This window comes from Pararhizobium sp. LjRoot255 (assembly GCF_964252905.1).
Lineage (GTDB): Bacteria > Pseudomonadota > Alphaproteobacteria > Rhizobiales > Rhizobiaceae > Pararhizobium.
In genome coordinates this window covers 2,367,515-2,380,784 of the sequence record NZ_CAXUPQ020000001.1, presented here as the reverse complement: position 1 = coordinate 2,380,784, position 13,270 = coordinate 2,367,515, and the positions used below count along the sequence as shown (strand labels likewise).

Below are 13,270 nucleotides of genomic sequence, written 5' to 3'. Positions count from 1 at the left end.
AACCATTGTATGAAATCTGATCAGATGCACAAATTTGGCACAGAACTTACTCCTTTAGACAGAACAATCTCCTGTTTGCAACCTCTTTCATTATAAATCTGAGAGCGCACAGGCGCTCTTTGTCGACTCATTACTTCCTCGAGCCCAATGTGTGCGGGACTGCAGGACAAGTATTAGTACGCAAAGATAAGTAGAGATTCACCTAAGACCTGCGTTCTGTGTCTCTCTGCGACACCGAAAAGGTGTATTTTTTCAACGTTTAACAAACTTCCGAATCCACCTTTGACTCCTGCCACATTCAAGTGCATAATCGAATTAATGTATAGGTAACCATTTTTTACTTAATCGGATCGCGCCCTTCGATCTGAATTTTTAACCGCACAAGCGGCAGACCCCGTCCAAATATCGCGCTCTACCCCGAGCATTCTGCGAGCCGGCGTTTCTAGCCCGTAAAAATTTGGGGGATCGTTGTTTGTGCGCCCTTAAAATTGTGGGGAGTTCTGCGTTCGACATCTGTTTTGTGTAGTCCATGCGGGAGGCTGAGACATGGCGCGAGCAAAAAAATCTGAAAAGGGCATTACTGAAAATATTCTACAGTTTCCCAGTAACAAGAGTAAAAAGCTCAAGAAAATACTTGTCGCGGGGGGCGCAGGTTTTCTAGGCTCGCATCTATGTGAATCGCTGCTGGCGGCAGACAACGACGTCATCTGCGTCGATGACCTTTCAACGGGGCGCATCGAAAACATCAAGCACCTCTTCGACCTGCCGAACTTCACCTTCAGACGGCACGACGTCCGGTCACCGCTTAACGTCAGGGTCGATGTGATCTTCAACTTTGCAGGTCCGGCATCGTCGCCTGCCTATCAGGCCGACCCTGTCGGCACGCTCTTCACCAATATCGTCGGAGCCAGAAACCTGCTGGAGCTTGCCCGCCGCCGTGATGCGACCATTATCCAGGCATCGACCTCGGAGGTGTATGGCGATTCGCGCGTATCACCACAGCGTGAAGACCATCTCGGCGATGTCGGGACAACAGGGCCCCGGGCCTGCCACAACGAAGGAACGCGCTGCGCCGAGGCCCAGTTTTTCGACTTTCACCGCCTCTATGGCCTGAAGGTCAAGGTCGCGCGGATTTTCAATACCTACGGACCGCGCATGCGCCCCGATGACGGGCGAGTCATTTCGAATTTCATCGTCCAGGCACTGCGCAACGCGCCCATAACCATCTACGGATCCGGATTGCAGACCCGCTCGTTTTGCTACGTCGACGATCTGGTCGGCGGGTTCATGAAACTCTTCAACTCATCACCGGACGTCATCGGGCCAATCAATCTCGGCAACCCCACCGAACTGACCATGATCGACTTGGCGCACCGCATCATTCGTCTCACCAATTCAAAATCACCGGTCGTCCATATGCTTGCTGCCGTTGACGATACCAAGCAACGCCGGCCGGATATCAGCCGAGCGGCCGGACAGCTTGGCTGGCGCCCGCACGTCGATATTGACGATGGTCTTCTCGCGACCATCGACCATTTCGACGGCGTTTTACGACATGCGGCGGCAAACAACTGAGAGGTGGCGAGGTGGAGACCGTTCTCGTCACCGGCGGCGCTGGTTATATTGGAAGCCATACTTGTAAGCGTTTGCATCAGTCAGGTTTCACGCCTGTCGCTTACGACAATCTCACGACAGGGGCCAAGGAGAATGTAAAATGGGGACCGCTCGTTCGCGGCGACGTGCGCGACCGGGATCAGTTGAAACATGCCATCAGACTCTGGCAGCCAGCCTGCATCATTCATTTCGCCGCCTCGGCCTATGTGGGCGAGTCCATGGCCGATCCGCGCAAGTATTATAACAACAATGTCGCCGGCATCCTCTCGCTGCTGGATACATGTGCGGACATCAAGCTGCGGAATATCGTCTTCTCGAGCAGCTGCGCCACCTATGGTATCCCGGCTGAATTGCCGATTGCCGAGGATAGTCCGCAGGTCCCGGTAAATCCTTATGGGCGCACCAAGCTGATCGGCGAAATGATGCTGAAGGACTACGCTTCGGCCTATAAAATCCGTTACGTGGCGTTGCGCTATTTCAATGCCGCCGGGGCCGATATCGACGGTGAACTTCGCGAGCGGCACGATCCGGAAACCCATCTCATTCCGCGCGCCCTGATGGCCGCGGCAGGCAGAATCCCCGAACTGACCGTCTTCGGCAACAACTACGATACGCCGGACGGCACGTGCATTCGCGACTATGTCCACGTGACGGATCTCGCCCAGGCGCATGTGTCGGCGGTCCAGCATCTGATCATCGGCGGCAGGAACACCGTGGCCAACCTGGGTTCCGGTCAGGGCACCTCCGTGCAACAGATTATCGATACGATCGAACGGCTGACGCATCGCCGCGTCCCCGTTCGCCGCGAAACTGGGCGCGAGGGTGATCCACCGGCGCTTTACGCCGATCTCAATGTGGCCGCATCCGTATTGCACTTCGCGCCGCGTTTCTCCGACATCGAAACAATCATTCGAACCGCTGCTCCGACCTTCGGATTGGAGGTCAAGCATGACGTTGTCGCTTGACCTGCCTCAGACGAAGTCAGCACGTCCACGACAGAGCGTTGCGGCGCGCAGACCGTCCGAGGTGCTGGTGCCCGTCTTTGCGGGAGAGCGGCGCGTCGTGTATCTGGCGGGTGTTTTCGCCTGGATCGCGGGGCTGATCTGGTTCTGGCAGTGGTGGTTCCGGCCCGAGCATTTCATCACCGTGCTGCCTTTCGTAGCGCTGACACTGATCATGGCGTGGATAACGCTGCTCCCGGCTTACTTCATCTATCTGTTTGGCGGCAGCAGCCAGGCACCGCACATTGCAGAGCAACGCGTCCAGGGGCGTATCGCAATGGTCGTTACCAAGGCGCCCTCTGAACCGTTCGGGGTTGTTCGCAAGACGCTCAACGCAATGCTTGACCAGCTTGATTATGACTACGACGTCTGGCTGGCGGATGAGGCTCCGGATCGCGAGACGATCACGTGGTGCGAGCGCCACGGCATCTTCATCTCGACCCGTCGGGGCGTGGATGCGTATCATCGCAAGACCTGGCCGCGGCGCACCCGGTGCAAGGAAGGCAACCTTGCCTATTTCTACGATCATTACGGCTATGCCCGCTACGATTTTGTCTGCCAGTTCGATGCAGACCACGTGCCGGATATGACATACCTGCGCGAGATCATGCGGCCATTCGCGGATCCAGCCGTGGGCTACGTGTCGGCTCCGAGCATTTGCGATTCCAATGCCGCGGAAAGCTGGGCTGCACGCGGGCGGCTTCAGGCGGAAGCCAGCATGCACGGCTGCCTGCAGATCGGCTACAACCACGGCTGGGCCCCGCTTTGTATTGGTTCGCATTACGCAGTGCGAACGGTGGCACTCAAACAAATAGGTGGCCTCGGCCCCGAACTGGCGGAAGATCATTCGACCACGCTCCTGATGAATGCAGGCGGTTGGAAGGGTGTTCACGCCATCGACGCGATTGCCCATGGCGAAGGTCCCCGCACCTTCGCCGATCTTGCCATCCAGGAGTTCCAGTGGTCGCGAAGCCTTGTCACGATCCTGCTTCGCTATTCCAAGGACTATGTGCCGAGCCTCTCAGGCAAACTGCAATTCCAGTTCCTGTTCTCGCAGCTATGGTATCCGCTCTTCTCGGTCTTCATGGCGGCCATGTTCCTGTTGCCGATCGCAGCGCTGGCAACGGGCCGTAACTTGGTGAATGTGGCCTATCCGGATTTCCTCGCGCATATCCTGCCTTTGTCGATCGTGCTGATCGGCTTGGCTTTCTATTGGCGCTCCACCGGAACGTTCCGGCCCTACGACGCCAAGGTTCTCGGCTGGGAATCCGCCGTGTTCCTGCTCGCACGCTGGCCATGGTCGCTTGCCGGTTCACTGTTTGCGGTTCGGGACCAGATTACCGGTTCCTTCGTCGATTTCCGGATCACGCCGAAGGACGGCAAGATCGCGGCCTATCCACCGCTGCGGGTGCTTGTCCCCTACATCGCGATGTCGGTTTCTTCGGCGGCAACCGCATTGCTTGTTTCCGATCCAGGCTCGGCCAAAGGCTATTACCTGTTCGCGATCGTCAATTCGATCGTCTATTCCGCGGTGCTCGCCGTCATAATCATCGGCCACGCGCGGGAAAACGGCCTTCCGCTGATCTCCACATCCAGGAGAGGCCTGGCCACGGCAGCAACTCTGGCGATGTGCCTGGCCGTGACGAGCAACGCCATCTATTCACGCGGCATGCCCGGTCTCGAAGCGGTCGCATATGGGCAAAACATCATCACCTTCACCGAAACACACTTTGCCGTCGCGGGGGCCGGCCAGGGCGGTTCTCAGATCAAAATTACGCGTTTCAAGATCAAATGGCACGGAATTTCATAAGAAAAAATCAAAGGAAACAACCAGATGAAAATTGCTATCATCGGAACAGGGTATGTCGGTCTGGTCAGCGGAACGTGCTTTGCCAACTGGGGGCATCATGTTGTTTGCGTCGATATTGACAACGTTCGGATCGAGGCGCTCAACCGCGGCGAGGTCGCAATATTCGAGCCCGGTCTCACCAATCTCGTGGCATCAAATCTCGAATCCGGACATCTGCAGTTCACGACCCATCTCGATAGCGCGGTTCGTGGTGCCGACATCGTCTTCATCGCCGTCGGGACACCGGCCAGCAATTACGATGGCGATGCGGACCTGTCCTATGTCTTCGAGGCGGCCCGGCAGACAGCTTTGGCGTTATGCGGCCGCACTTTGATTGTCACCAAATCAACCGTGCCAGTCGGCACCAGCGAAAGACTTGAAGCTTTGATGCGATCCGTTCGGACCGGCATCGAATTCGAGGTTGCGTCAAATCCCGAATTCCTGCGCGAAGGCTCCGCAATTGCCGATTTTGACAAACCAGACCGGGTGCTCATCGGCTGCGAAAGCGACCGCGCACGGGCGCTGCTCTGCACGCTCTACCGGCCGCTCGCGGACGCGGGCGTGCCGATCATCGCAACCACGCGCCGCAGCGCCGAACTCACCAAATACGCCGCCAATGCCTTCCTCGCGACGAAGATCACCTTTATCAACGAAATGGCCGACCTCTGCGAGAAGGTCGGAGCCAATGTCGATGAAATCGCACTCGGAATGGGCCTGGACAAGCGCATCGGCGATGCATTCCTGAAGGCCGGGCCTGGCTATGGCGGTTCCTGTTTTCCAAAGGACACTGTGGCGCTGCTGCGCACGGCACAGGAATGCGGCGTTTCGTTGCGCCTGGTCGAGGAAACCATCGCTGCCAATACCTCACGCAAGCGCACGCTGGGGCACCGGCTGAGCGCGTTGCTGGGCGAACCCCTGCAATCCAAGAAAATCGCCGTGCTTGGCCTGACATTCAAGGCCGGGACGGATGATATGCGCAACGCCCCGTCGCTGACGCTCATCAACGCGCTGCAGAGCGCAGGCGCGCACGTGCATGCCTTCGATCCAAGGGGCATGAAGAATGCGCACGCGCTGCTGCGCGATGTGACGTTTTCCAGCAGTCCTTATGAATGCGCCGAGGACGCCGATGCGATCGTCTTGATGACGGATTGGCAATGTCTTCGAAATCTCGACTTCCAACGGCTCGGCGCGACAATGAACCGGCGCGTGTTTCTCGATCTCCGTGGCGTTTACGACGTCGATACGCTGGTCAACAGATACGGCTTCACGGTCGAGCGGGTTGGCTATCCGGTCAGACGCCCCCATGAAGAACGCGTCATCAGGATCAACCGGCGCGTCCTTTATATCCCGCCCGGCACCGATGTTCGCAATGGTACCCGCAACCTCTTTGACGCGAGTTTCGTCAGAAAGCGCAACGCAAACGACAGGAAGGAGCTTGACCATGATTAAAGTCGCAGGAGTTGCCATCACAGCGCTTTCCGCAGGCGGAATGCTGATCGGAACGTTGCTGCTGGCCGCTCATGCCGAGACGACGAATATGCTGCTGAAGATAAATACATCAAGCTCAAGAGGACATGCTGCCTCACCGGACCTGAACAGGGCTCAGGGAGAGCTTTAACGGTTCGTCCAGCCAAGGAGGCTGATATGACACACAGACTTGTAAGAACCGTGGCGGGAGGCGTACTTTTGCTGATGCCCGTCACGCCCATCATCACCGGCGCAGCCCCTTCGCCTGCCTATGCAGAGGACGCCGGCATCAAAGCGGCCATCATCGACAAGCGGCCGATCTTGCACCCGAACGCGACGAAATTCGGCGCTTACGACCCCTATGGCGATTTCAGCGCACAAAGCGGTGTCGAAACCGAAGCCCTGTTTTTGCCGTGGGAAGACGTCGATCTGGCAACCCTCAGCGTGGCCGACGAATACGCCCTGCAGCGCAAACGCAAGCTGCTGATCTCCATCGAGCCGTGGTCTTGGAACGAAGATTGGCGACTCAGCTCCGACGAATTGCGCCGCAAGGTGCTGGCCGGAGAGTACGACGCGAACGTCAGGGCAATCGTCGATGTGGTGAAAACCTTGAAGAGTCCGGTGATCATCCGCTGGGGTCAGGAAATGGAAGACACATCCGGCCGCTTCTCGTGGTCCAACTGGCCCGCGCAGGACTATATCACGGCCTACAAGAAGGTTGCCGACGCGTTCCGCAAGGACATCCCCACCGTCCAGATCATGTGGTCTCCAAAAGGGCTGGCGGGACTGGAGAAATACTATCCCGGCGATGACTATGTCGATCTCGTCGGTCTCTCGGTCTTCGGCCTGCAGGAATATGACATACGGGAATATGGCGCCCCCAGGACCTTCACGGAAGCTTTGAAGCCGGGCTACGAGCGGGTAGCGCCGTTCAAAAAGCCGATATGGGTGGCAGAACTGGGTTATGAGGGCGACGCCAACTATATGCAGCCGTGGATCCAGACGGTGACCGCCAAGGACGCCCAGTTTCCGGATCTCAAGGAAGTGGTCTATTTCAACGACCGCGACGTCATTGCATGGCCTTTCGGGCTCGGGCGGCCGAACTGGCGTGTGAAGTCCGGGGCAGGTGTGAACTGACCCGAGCTGCGAATGGCCGCGACGCGTCTGGTGCCGGGTGCATTGGAGGCTCAAGGCCGGTCGGGACGATCTTGAGGGAAGCGATGCCCGGCAGCGCGGGAAGTCCGTTGGGCTGATTGTGATCCATGGAGCCGCCAAACCGGTTCGTGGCGGCCTCCGTCACTGTGTGTTTTTGACGTTGCAGGGACGGTCTATGCCGCAAGAGCGACGGCAACGGCCTTGCGGATGTCCGGCAAAGTGAAGGGCTTGGAGACGACATCGATGACCTTGCCGGTCAGATTGTCGGCCCTTTCGCGCTGTTCGGCGTAACCCGTCATCAAAAGGATTTTCAGCGCCGGAAAGGCCGCCGACGCCTGATGGGCAAGCTCGATGCCGTCCATGACGGGCATGCGGATGTCGGACAAGAGCAGATCGAAGTTTTCGCCACGCAGGCAGGCCAGTCCCTCGGCGCCATCGGCGGCCTCGACGGTTTCATGACCATCCAGCTGCAATGCCCGGGCAACGAAACGGCGCAGGCCGTCCTCATCTTCGGTAATCAGGATTTTCGCCATCATGGCCTCCGTTCCGGCAACAACTCCGCTGGGATCACGCGTGGCTGCGTGGTCCCTCACCTGCAGCACATCGCTGCGGGCTCACACCACCAGAGTTTTCTTTGTTTTCCGTAAACGCGGATGACCGGATCAGCGGCTGTCCCGGTCGACCGGCTACTCAGCGTCGCCGGTGACGATGCCGACAAAGGGCAGTTCGCGGAACGCATAGGCGACATCCATGCCGTAACCAACGACGAAATAGTCCGGGCATTCGAAGCCGACGTAATCCGCTTCGAGATCGGTCTGACGCTTCACCTTCTTGTCGAGAAGAACCGCGACCGAGACCGACTTGGCGCCGCGCTCATACATCAGTTCCTTGGCGAAGCGCAGGGTGCGGCCCGATTCGAGGATGTCGTCGATCAGCAGAATATCGCGGCCGTGCACGTCGCTGTCGATATCCTTGATGATCCTGACGCCCTGCGACACGGTTCCGGTGCCGTAGCTCGACAAGGTGATGAACTCGACCTCCGGGGCAAGACCGGTCGCGTGCATGGCGCGGATCAGGTCGGCTGCGAAAATGAAGGACCCCTTGAGCACCGCAATTACCAGGAGATCGTTTGTCGGGCCTTCGCCAATCTTCTTGGCCAGTTCGATATTGCGCGCCGCGATGGTTTCGGCGGAATAGAGCTGTTCGATGTTTTTCCCACGGACAACGGGCATACGGATATTCTCCAGAAATGGTCATGGAGACCGCGTGCTATGCCTCCGGAAGTTAGCCGCTTAGCACAGTCACGGGGCCGAATCACCCTTTTCGCCAAAGGAAACCGTCACGTCCGGCAGTTTTCCACCTGCGTGTGGGAGACGCGCCGAAAACGGCCGGCTTTCGCCGGGAGCCAGAACCGGCTCGCCCGAGAATATCCGGCTGGCCGTGCGTTTCTGTCCGCCGGCGATGACATCGACTTGGATCATCGGCACGGCCTTCGGCGCATCGGAAAGATTTTCGACGGCGCCATAGACCGAAACAACCTTCATGCCGTTGGCATCGCTCAATGCCGCAGTGACGCCGCTGATGGCCAAGCCAGGAGATGCCGCAACGGCCGGCTGATGGTGGGAAAGACCGGCGAAAAGCAGGAAGACGGGGGCGCACAGACAGGTCACAAGCACCGCAAACGCCTTAGGCGACGCGGTTTGGAGCAGGCGTTCAAGATGGTTCACCGCCCATAGAAGAACCAACGCGGCGCGCGATTGACCAACGGCGGCACGCGTTTGCTGCCGAGGTGCAGCGCGGCAATGATCGTTGAAGACCGGGTAGACATTGCGGCGGCTGTTCGCGGTGACGGTCTCGAAATCCGCGTCGATGATATCGGTCGCACGAGAAGCACTTGACGTTTGGGCCGAACGCTGAGGACGATCAGGCGGCAGAAGGTCCATCCGCGCGGTATTGCCCCTGTTGGAACGGAAAGCGTTCATGGTCTCTCCTCTCTCGCAGCCACACCGGCCACGCCAGAATGCCGGGATCGGCCCGAGGGCCGGTATCGGGCATTGAAACAAACCTTTCCGAGACGTAAACCTAAATGGTTAATGCTTCGAAAATGACGCCCTGGAACCAGCCGCTTTCATCGAAAATTAACCATTGTTTAACCATGTTGGGAGCTTAGCAGTGAGCGCGACGCCGTTTCCTGTGGCAGAGGCCATCAACCCGCCGGAAATGCGTGCCAAGAAGCCTGACCAGAAGCTGGACTGACCCGTTGATTCACTTTGAAAATGTCGGATTGCGCTATGGAATGGGCCCGGAAATTCTCCGCGACCTGACCTTCGACATTCCCAAAAAATCCTTCCAGTTCCTGACCGGCCCGTCGGGCGCCGGCAAGACCACTCTGCTCAGGTTGCTGTTCCTCTCGTTGAAGCCAACGCGCGGCCTGATCCGCATGTTCGACCGCAACATCTCGACCATCCCGCGCGAGGAGTTCCCGATGCTGCGGCGCCGCGTCGGTATCGTCTTCCAGGATTTCCGCCTGCTCGATCACCTGACCACCTACGAGAATGTCGCGCTGCCCCTGCGCGTGCGGGGCAAGGACGAATCGTCCTACCGCGCCGACGTTCTCGAACTTCTCGGCTGGGTCGGGCTCGGCGAGCGTATCAACGTTCTGCCGCCAGTTCTGTCGGGCGGCGAGAAGCAGCGCGCGGCGATCGCCCGTGCCCTGATCGACCGGCCGGAGATCCTGCTCGCCGACGAGCCCACAGGCAACGTCGACCCGCCGATGGCCCGGCGGCTCCTGAACCTCTTTCTCGAGCTCAACCGGCTCGGCACGGCCGTCGTCATCGCCACCCATGATCTTTCTCTGATGGATCAGGTCGAGGCGCGGCGCATGATCCTCTCGCAGGGACGGCTCGATATCTATGAGTGACGCCCGCGCCACCGATCGCCCGCAGCCGGCTGCACCGCAGGAGCGCAAGGCAGCGCTGCGGGTGCGGCCAACGGCACCGATCGTTCCGCCCGGCAATGTGTCGGGCAATGCACTGATGCTGGTGATCGCCATCATGGCATTCCTTGCCTGCCTGACACTCGGCGCCGTCAGCATGGTGCGCGCGACGGCGCAAAGCTGGCAGAGCCAGATTTCCCGCGAGATCACCATCCAGATCAAGCCGGATGAAAAGCTGGACATGGAAAAGGCGCTCGCCGACACACGCGACCTGGCGCTGACGTTCGATGGCACCACCGACGGCAACATCGTCGACAAGGCGGCGACGGCCCGGTTGCTCGAGCCCTGGCTTGGCGAAGGCCTCAATCTCGACGACCTTCCGGTGCCGCGTCTGGTGATCATCACCATCGACGAGAAAAATCCGCCCGATTTCGCCGCGATGCGCAAGATGCTGACGGAAACCATCCCGCAAGCCTATCTCGACGATCATCGCACCTGGGTCGACCGGCTGGTGGCGATGGCCCATACGACGGCGCTGATCGGCACCGGTGTGCTGATGCTGGTGTTTTCCGCGATGGTGTTGACGGTCATCTTCGCCACACGTGGGACGCTGTCAGGCAACCGGCATATCGTCGAGGTCCTGCATTTTGTTGGAGCCGAAGCCGGTTTTGTTGCCTCGGAATTCCAGAAACACTTCCTGAAGATCAGCCTCAAGGGCGCCGGCGCCGGCGGCGCGCTGGCCGCGGCCTGTTTCGCGGTCGCAGGTTTCTGGCAATCGAGATCGATCGCGACGCCACAAAGCGACCAGGCGACCGCGCTCTTCGGCAGCTTCACCATCGGCTATACCGGCTATCTCGGCATCGCTGCGATCATGATCGTCATCGCGCTTTTGACCACGCTGACCGCGCGGTTCACCGTCATGCGGACGATCTACGAGATCGACCAGATCCGCTCCGATCCGGCCCGTATCGATACCCATCAAAACTGACCGACATGATTGCATTGCCACGCATCCATTCCTTGCCGCAATCTGCCTGTATGGAAGAATCACAATGGCTGGCGATGCGCCCGGGACAGCAATGAGCGAAAGTGGCGGAATGCGGCGGAACGGGGCCTGGGTGCGCAGGCATGTCAGCCTTCGCCGGCGGCTGGTGCGGCTGACCTTCTATGTTCTGCTGTTCGTCGCCGGCTGCGCCACGGCAGGCTTCCTCTATTTCGCCGATTCCGTCGCCTCGCTGCACCCGCCGGCCAACCCCAGAGCTGACGCCATCGTTGTCCTGACCGGAGGTTTCCAACGGATCGACCAGGCCGTGGAACTCCTGAAAGGTGGAGCAGGCAAGCGGTTGCTCATCTCCGGCGTCCACCCTTCGACGACGGGCGGCCAGATTCGCCGCAATACGCAGAGTTCCGCCGACCTCTTCAAATGCTGCGTCGATATCGGCCATGACGCGATCGACACCATCGGTAATGCCAACGAAACCGCCAGCTGGATTCGCGACAACGGTTATCGGAGCATTCTCGTCGTCACCAACAATTACCACATGCCGCGCAGCCTGCTCGAACTGCGCCGTGCCAATCCGGGCATCGCGTTCATAGCCTATCCCGTCGTCAACTCCGATCTGAAAAGCACCAACTGGCTGCGTAATCCGATGGTGTTGAAGACGATCCTTTCCGAATACGTCAAACTGACGATCGCATCCGCGCGTGACACGCTGGGTGCCCATCCGGCAAGCGGCCTTCGCACCGAAGGTAAGGACACGACCACGTCCGGAAACTGAGCGACAAGGCTGGAAACTCGCAAGCGAAGCGGTTTTCCTTCCTCAAATATTCGTGTAGGCAGCGATCAGTCCTTTGCTGCGAAAGCCTGCCTGATGATCATCCTGCGTTCGGTCCTGTTCAACATCGCGTTCTACGTCAATCTGATTGCCCAGATGATCGTAATGACGCCGATCTACTTCCTGGTGCCCCGCAAGACGGCATGGTTCGTTCCGAAGAACTGGGCCCGCAGCAATCACTGGCTCTTCAAGACGATCGTCGGCACGACGTTCGAGATCGAGGGTCTCGAGAATATCCCCAAGGAGGGATATATCTTCGCTCCCAAGCATCAGTCCTTCTGGGACGTCTATGCGCTGCTGCCCTGGCTGTCCGATCCCTTCTTCATCCTCAAGCGCGAACTCGTCTGGATCCCGCTGTTCGGCTGGTACGTCAAGAAACAGCGCATGGTGCCGGTCGATCGCGGCGCCCGCGGCAGGGTGATGGCTGCGGTGATGCAGCGCACCAAGGATGAGATGGCAACGGGCCGCCAGTTGATCATCTACCCTGAAGGCACGCGCCGCCCGCCCGGTGCGCCGCCGCACTATAAATACGGCATCGCCCGGCTCTACCGTGACCTGACCGTGCCAGTTGTACCGGTCGTCATGCATCCCGGCCTGTTCTGGCCCCGCCGCAAGTTCCTGCGCTATCCCGGCCATTTCAAGGTGCGCATCCTGCCGCCGATCGAAGCCGGCCTCGATCCCGACGTCTTTCTGCAGACGCTGATGGACGTGATGGAAAAAGCCAGCGACGCGCTGTTGGTGGAAACGGTGAAGGACAATCCGCATCTGCCGCTGCCGCCGACGGCAAGACAGCGGCTGAAGGAATTGCAGGCTCAGGCCTGACTCTGCATCCGCTTGACGGTCGCTGCCACTTCTTCGAGCCAGTGGTCACGGATGCCCATCTCCTGTAGATGGGCGAGCGTGTTCATCACATATTCCGTGTTGGCGCCTGATTTTCCATGAGAAACAGCAACCGTCGCGGCCGCTTCCTCGGTGCTCAGTGCGCCGGCATATTGCACATGGGCACGGTCGATGATGTAGGCAAGCGCCGGCACGCGCCGCCCATCGGCAAGCTTAACCGGCATGGTGCGCTCCTTGTAGACATGGGTGACCAGTTCGCGCTCGCGCAGATAGTCGATGACGTCGGTCTTGTCCTTCGGAGCGACCTTGAAGGCCATCCCGCGGCAGGAGCCGCCGTAGTCAAGGCCGAGCACCAGGCCGGGGCGCTGTTGCGTGCCGCGGTGCACCCAGGAGCGGACGCAGAGCGAGCGCCGGTAGCCGAAAGCCCGGGCCGTCATCTTGTTCTCGAAGGCAAAACCGGGGTTCCACATCAGCGAACCGTAGCCAAAGACCCAAAAATCGTCCATATCCCCTGCCATTCATTGTCGCCATTCCGACGCAGCCATAAGGCGCCGGAATGGCCGACAGACAACTC

14 protein-coding genes are annotated in these 13,270 nt (G+C 59.3%); 10 read left to right on the top strand and 4 right to left on the bottom strand.

What is annotated here, in order from left to right; translation table 11 throughout:
- Positions 1 to 546 precede the first annotated feature (546 nt).
- The 6 genes from ACSQ2W_RS11580 (at position 547) to ACSQ2W_RS11555 (ending at position 7,068) form a co-directional block, all read left to right on the top strand.
- Positions 547 to 1,575, top strand: a complete 1,029-nt coding sequence (locus ACSQ2W_RS11580; RefSeq protein WP_436086363.1) for a UDP-glucuronic acid decarboxylase family protein — start codon at positions 547 to 549, stop codon at positions 1,573 to 1,575.
- Between the two features lie 11 nt (positions 1,576 to 1,586).
- The gene (gene galE / locus ACSQ2W_RS11575; RefSeq protein WP_436086362.1) at positions 1,587 to 2,579 is read left to right on the top strand and encodes a UDP-glucose 4-epimerase GalE; all 993 of its coding nucleotides are present in this window, start codon (positions 1,587 to 1,589) and stop codon (positions 2,577 to 2,579) included.
- Positions 2,563 to 4,425 carry a glycosyltransferase family 2 protein gene (locus tag ACSQ2W_RS11570; RefSeq protein ID WP_436086361.1) on the top strand — a complete coding sequence of 621 codons (1,863 nt, stop codon included), beginning with the start codon at positions 2,563 to 2,565 and terminating at the stop codon, positions 4,423 to 4,425. The genes galE and ACSQ2W_RS11570 overlap by 17 nt, the downstream gene beginning before the upstream one ends.
- Positions 4,426 to 4,449: 24 nt before the next feature.
- A complete protein-coding gene (locus ACSQ2W_RS11565) occupies positions 4,450 to 5,913 on the top strand; it encodes a UDP-glucose dehydrogenase family protein (protein ID WP_436086360.1) in 1,464 nt (487 codons plus the stop codon).
- On the top strand, positions 5,906 to 6,082 hold the full coding sequence (locus ACSQ2W_RS11560; RefSeq protein ID WP_436086359.1) for a hypothetical protein: 177 nt from the start codon (positions 5,906 to 5,908) through the stop codon (positions 6,080 to 6,082). Before ACSQ2W_RS11565 ends, ACSQ2W_RS11560 begins: the two co-directional genes overlap by 8 nt.
- Positions 6,083 to 6,156: 74 nt before the next feature.
- The gene (locus tag ACSQ2W_RS11555; protein ID WP_436087760.1) at positions 6,157 to 7,068 is read left to right on the top strand and encodes a glycoside hydrolase family 26 protein; all 912 of its coding nucleotides are present in this window, start codon (positions 6,157 to 6,159) and stop codon (positions 7,066 to 7,068) included.
- 191 nt (positions 7,069 to 7,259) lie between these two features.
- Here ACSQ2W_RS11555 and ACSQ2W_RS11550 read toward each other — a convergent pair whose 3' ends face one another.
- From ACSQ2W_RS11550 to ACSQ2W_RS11540, 3 genes are all read right to left on the bottom strand, one after another.
- On the bottom strand, positions 7,260 to 7,619 hold the full coding sequence (locus tag ACSQ2W_RS11550) for a response regulator (protein WP_436086358.1): 360 nt from the start codon (positions 7,617 to 7,619) through the stop codon (positions 7,260 to 7,262).
- Between the two features lie 153 nt (positions 7,620 to 7,772).
- A complete protein-coding gene (gene hpt / locus ACSQ2W_RS11545) occupies positions 7,773 to 8,318 on the bottom strand; it encodes a hypoxanthine phosphoribosyltransferase (protein WP_436086357.1) in 546 nt (181 codons plus the stop codon).
- Positions 8,319 to 8,387: 69 nt separating this feature from the next.
- On the bottom strand, positions 8,388 to 9,068 hold the full coding sequence (locus ACSQ2W_RS11540) for a hypothetical protein (protein ID WP_436086356.1): 681 nt from the start codon (positions 9,066 to 9,068) through the stop codon (positions 8,388 to 8,390).
- Positions 9,069 to 9,346: 278 nt separating this feature from the next.
- Between ACSQ2W_RS11540 and ftsE the strand changes: the two genes are divergently transcribed.
- The 4 genes from ftsE to ACSQ2W_RS11520 all read left to right on the top strand — a co-directional run bounded on the left by ftsE (position 9,347) and on the right by ACSQ2W_RS11520 (position 12,678).
- Positions 9,347 to 10,006 carry a cell division ATP-binding protein FtsE gene (gene ftsE, locus ACSQ2W_RS11535; protein ID WP_081920897.1) on the top strand — a complete coding sequence of 220 codons (660 nt, stop codon included), beginning with the start codon at positions 9,347 to 9,349 and terminating at the stop codon, positions 10,004 to 10,006.
- The gene (locus ACSQ2W_RS11530; protein ID WP_436086355.1) at positions 9,999 to 11,009 is read left to right on the top strand and encodes a cell division protein FtsX; all 1,011 of its coding nucleotides are present in this window, start codon (positions 9,999 to 10,001) and stop codon (positions 11,007 to 11,009) included. Before ftsE ends, ACSQ2W_RS11530 begins: the two co-directional genes overlap by 8 nt.
- Before the next feature lie 91 nt (positions 11,010 to 11,100).
- The gene (locus ACSQ2W_RS11525; protein WP_436087759.1) at positions 11,101 to 11,799 is read left to right on the top strand and encodes a YdcF family protein; all 699 of its coding nucleotides are present in this window, start codon (positions 11,101 to 11,103) and stop codon (positions 11,797 to 11,799) included.
- A gap of 93 nt (positions 11,800 to 11,892) precedes the next feature.
- Positions 11,893 to 12,678, top strand: coding sequence for a lysophospholipid acyltransferase family protein (locus ACSQ2W_RS11520; RefSeq protein ID WP_436086354.1), 786 nt, complete (start codon positions 11,893 to 11,895; stop codon positions 12,676 to 12,678).
- Here the strand turns inward: ACSQ2W_RS11520 and ACSQ2W_RS11515 are convergent.
- On the bottom strand, positions 12,669 to 13,214 hold the full coding sequence (locus ACSQ2W_RS11515) for a gamma-glutamylcyclotransferase (protein WP_436086353.1): 546 nt from the start codon (positions 13,212 to 13,214) through the stop codon (positions 12,669 to 12,671). The genes ACSQ2W_RS11520 and ACSQ2W_RS11515 overlap by 10 nt on opposite strands.
- Positions 13,215 to 13,270 lie beyond the last annotated feature (56 nt).

What these genes read in the sequence shown, in the direction of transcription:
- ACSQ2W_RS11580 (WP_436086363.1), top strand. Translation starts at nt 547, where the DNA reads ATGGCGCGAGCAAAAAAATCTGAAAAGGGCATTACTGAAAATATTCTA.
- ACSQ2W_RS11570 (WP_436086361.1), top strand. Translation starts at nt 2,563, where the DNA reads ATGACGTTGTCGCTTGACCTGCCTCAGACGAAGTCAGCACGTCCACGA.
- ACSQ2W_RS11565 (WP_436086360.1), top strand. Translation starts at nt 4,450, where the DNA reads ATGAAAATTGCTATCATCGGAACAGGGTATGTCGGTCTGGTCAGCGGA.
- ACSQ2W_RS11560 (WP_436086359.1), top strand. Translation starts at nt 5,906, where the DNA reads ATGATTAAAGTCGCAGGAGTTGCCATCACAGCGCTTTCCGCAGGCGGA.
- ACSQ2W_RS11555 (WP_436087760.1), top strand. Translation starts at nt 6,157, where the DNA reads ATGCCCGTCACGCCCATCATCACCGGCGCAGCCCCTTCGCCTGCCTAT.
- ACSQ2W_RS11550 (WP_436086358.1), bottom strand. Translation starts at nt 7,619, where the DNA reads ATGGCGAAAATCCTGATTACCGAAGATGAGGACGGCCTGCGCCGTTTC.
- hpt (WP_436086357.1), bottom strand. Translation starts at nt 8,318, where the DNA reads ATGCCCGTTGTCCGTGGGAAAAACATCGAACAGCTCTATTCCGCCGAA.
- ACSQ2W_RS11540 (WP_436086356.1), bottom strand. Translation starts at nt 9,068, where the DNA reads ATGAACGCTTTCCGTTCCAACAGGGGCAATACCGCGCGGATGGACCTT.
- ACSQ2W_RS11530 (WP_436086355.1), top strand. Translation starts at nt 9,999, where the DNA reads ATGAGTGACGCCCGCGCCACCGATCGCCCGCAGCCGGCTGCACCGCAG.
- ACSQ2W_RS11525 (WP_436087759.1), top strand. Translation starts at nt 11,101, where the DNA reads ATGAGCGAAAGTGGCGGAATGCGGCGGAACGGGGCCTGGGTGCGCAGG.
- ACSQ2W_RS11520 (WP_436086354.1), top strand. Translation starts at nt 11,893, where the DNA reads ATGATCATCCTGCGTTCGGTCCTGTTCAACATCGCGTTCTACGTCAAT.
- ACSQ2W_RS11515 (WP_436086353.1), bottom strand. Translation starts at nt 13,214, where the DNA reads ATGGCAGGGGATATGGACGATTTTTGGGTCTTTGGCTACGGTTCGCTG.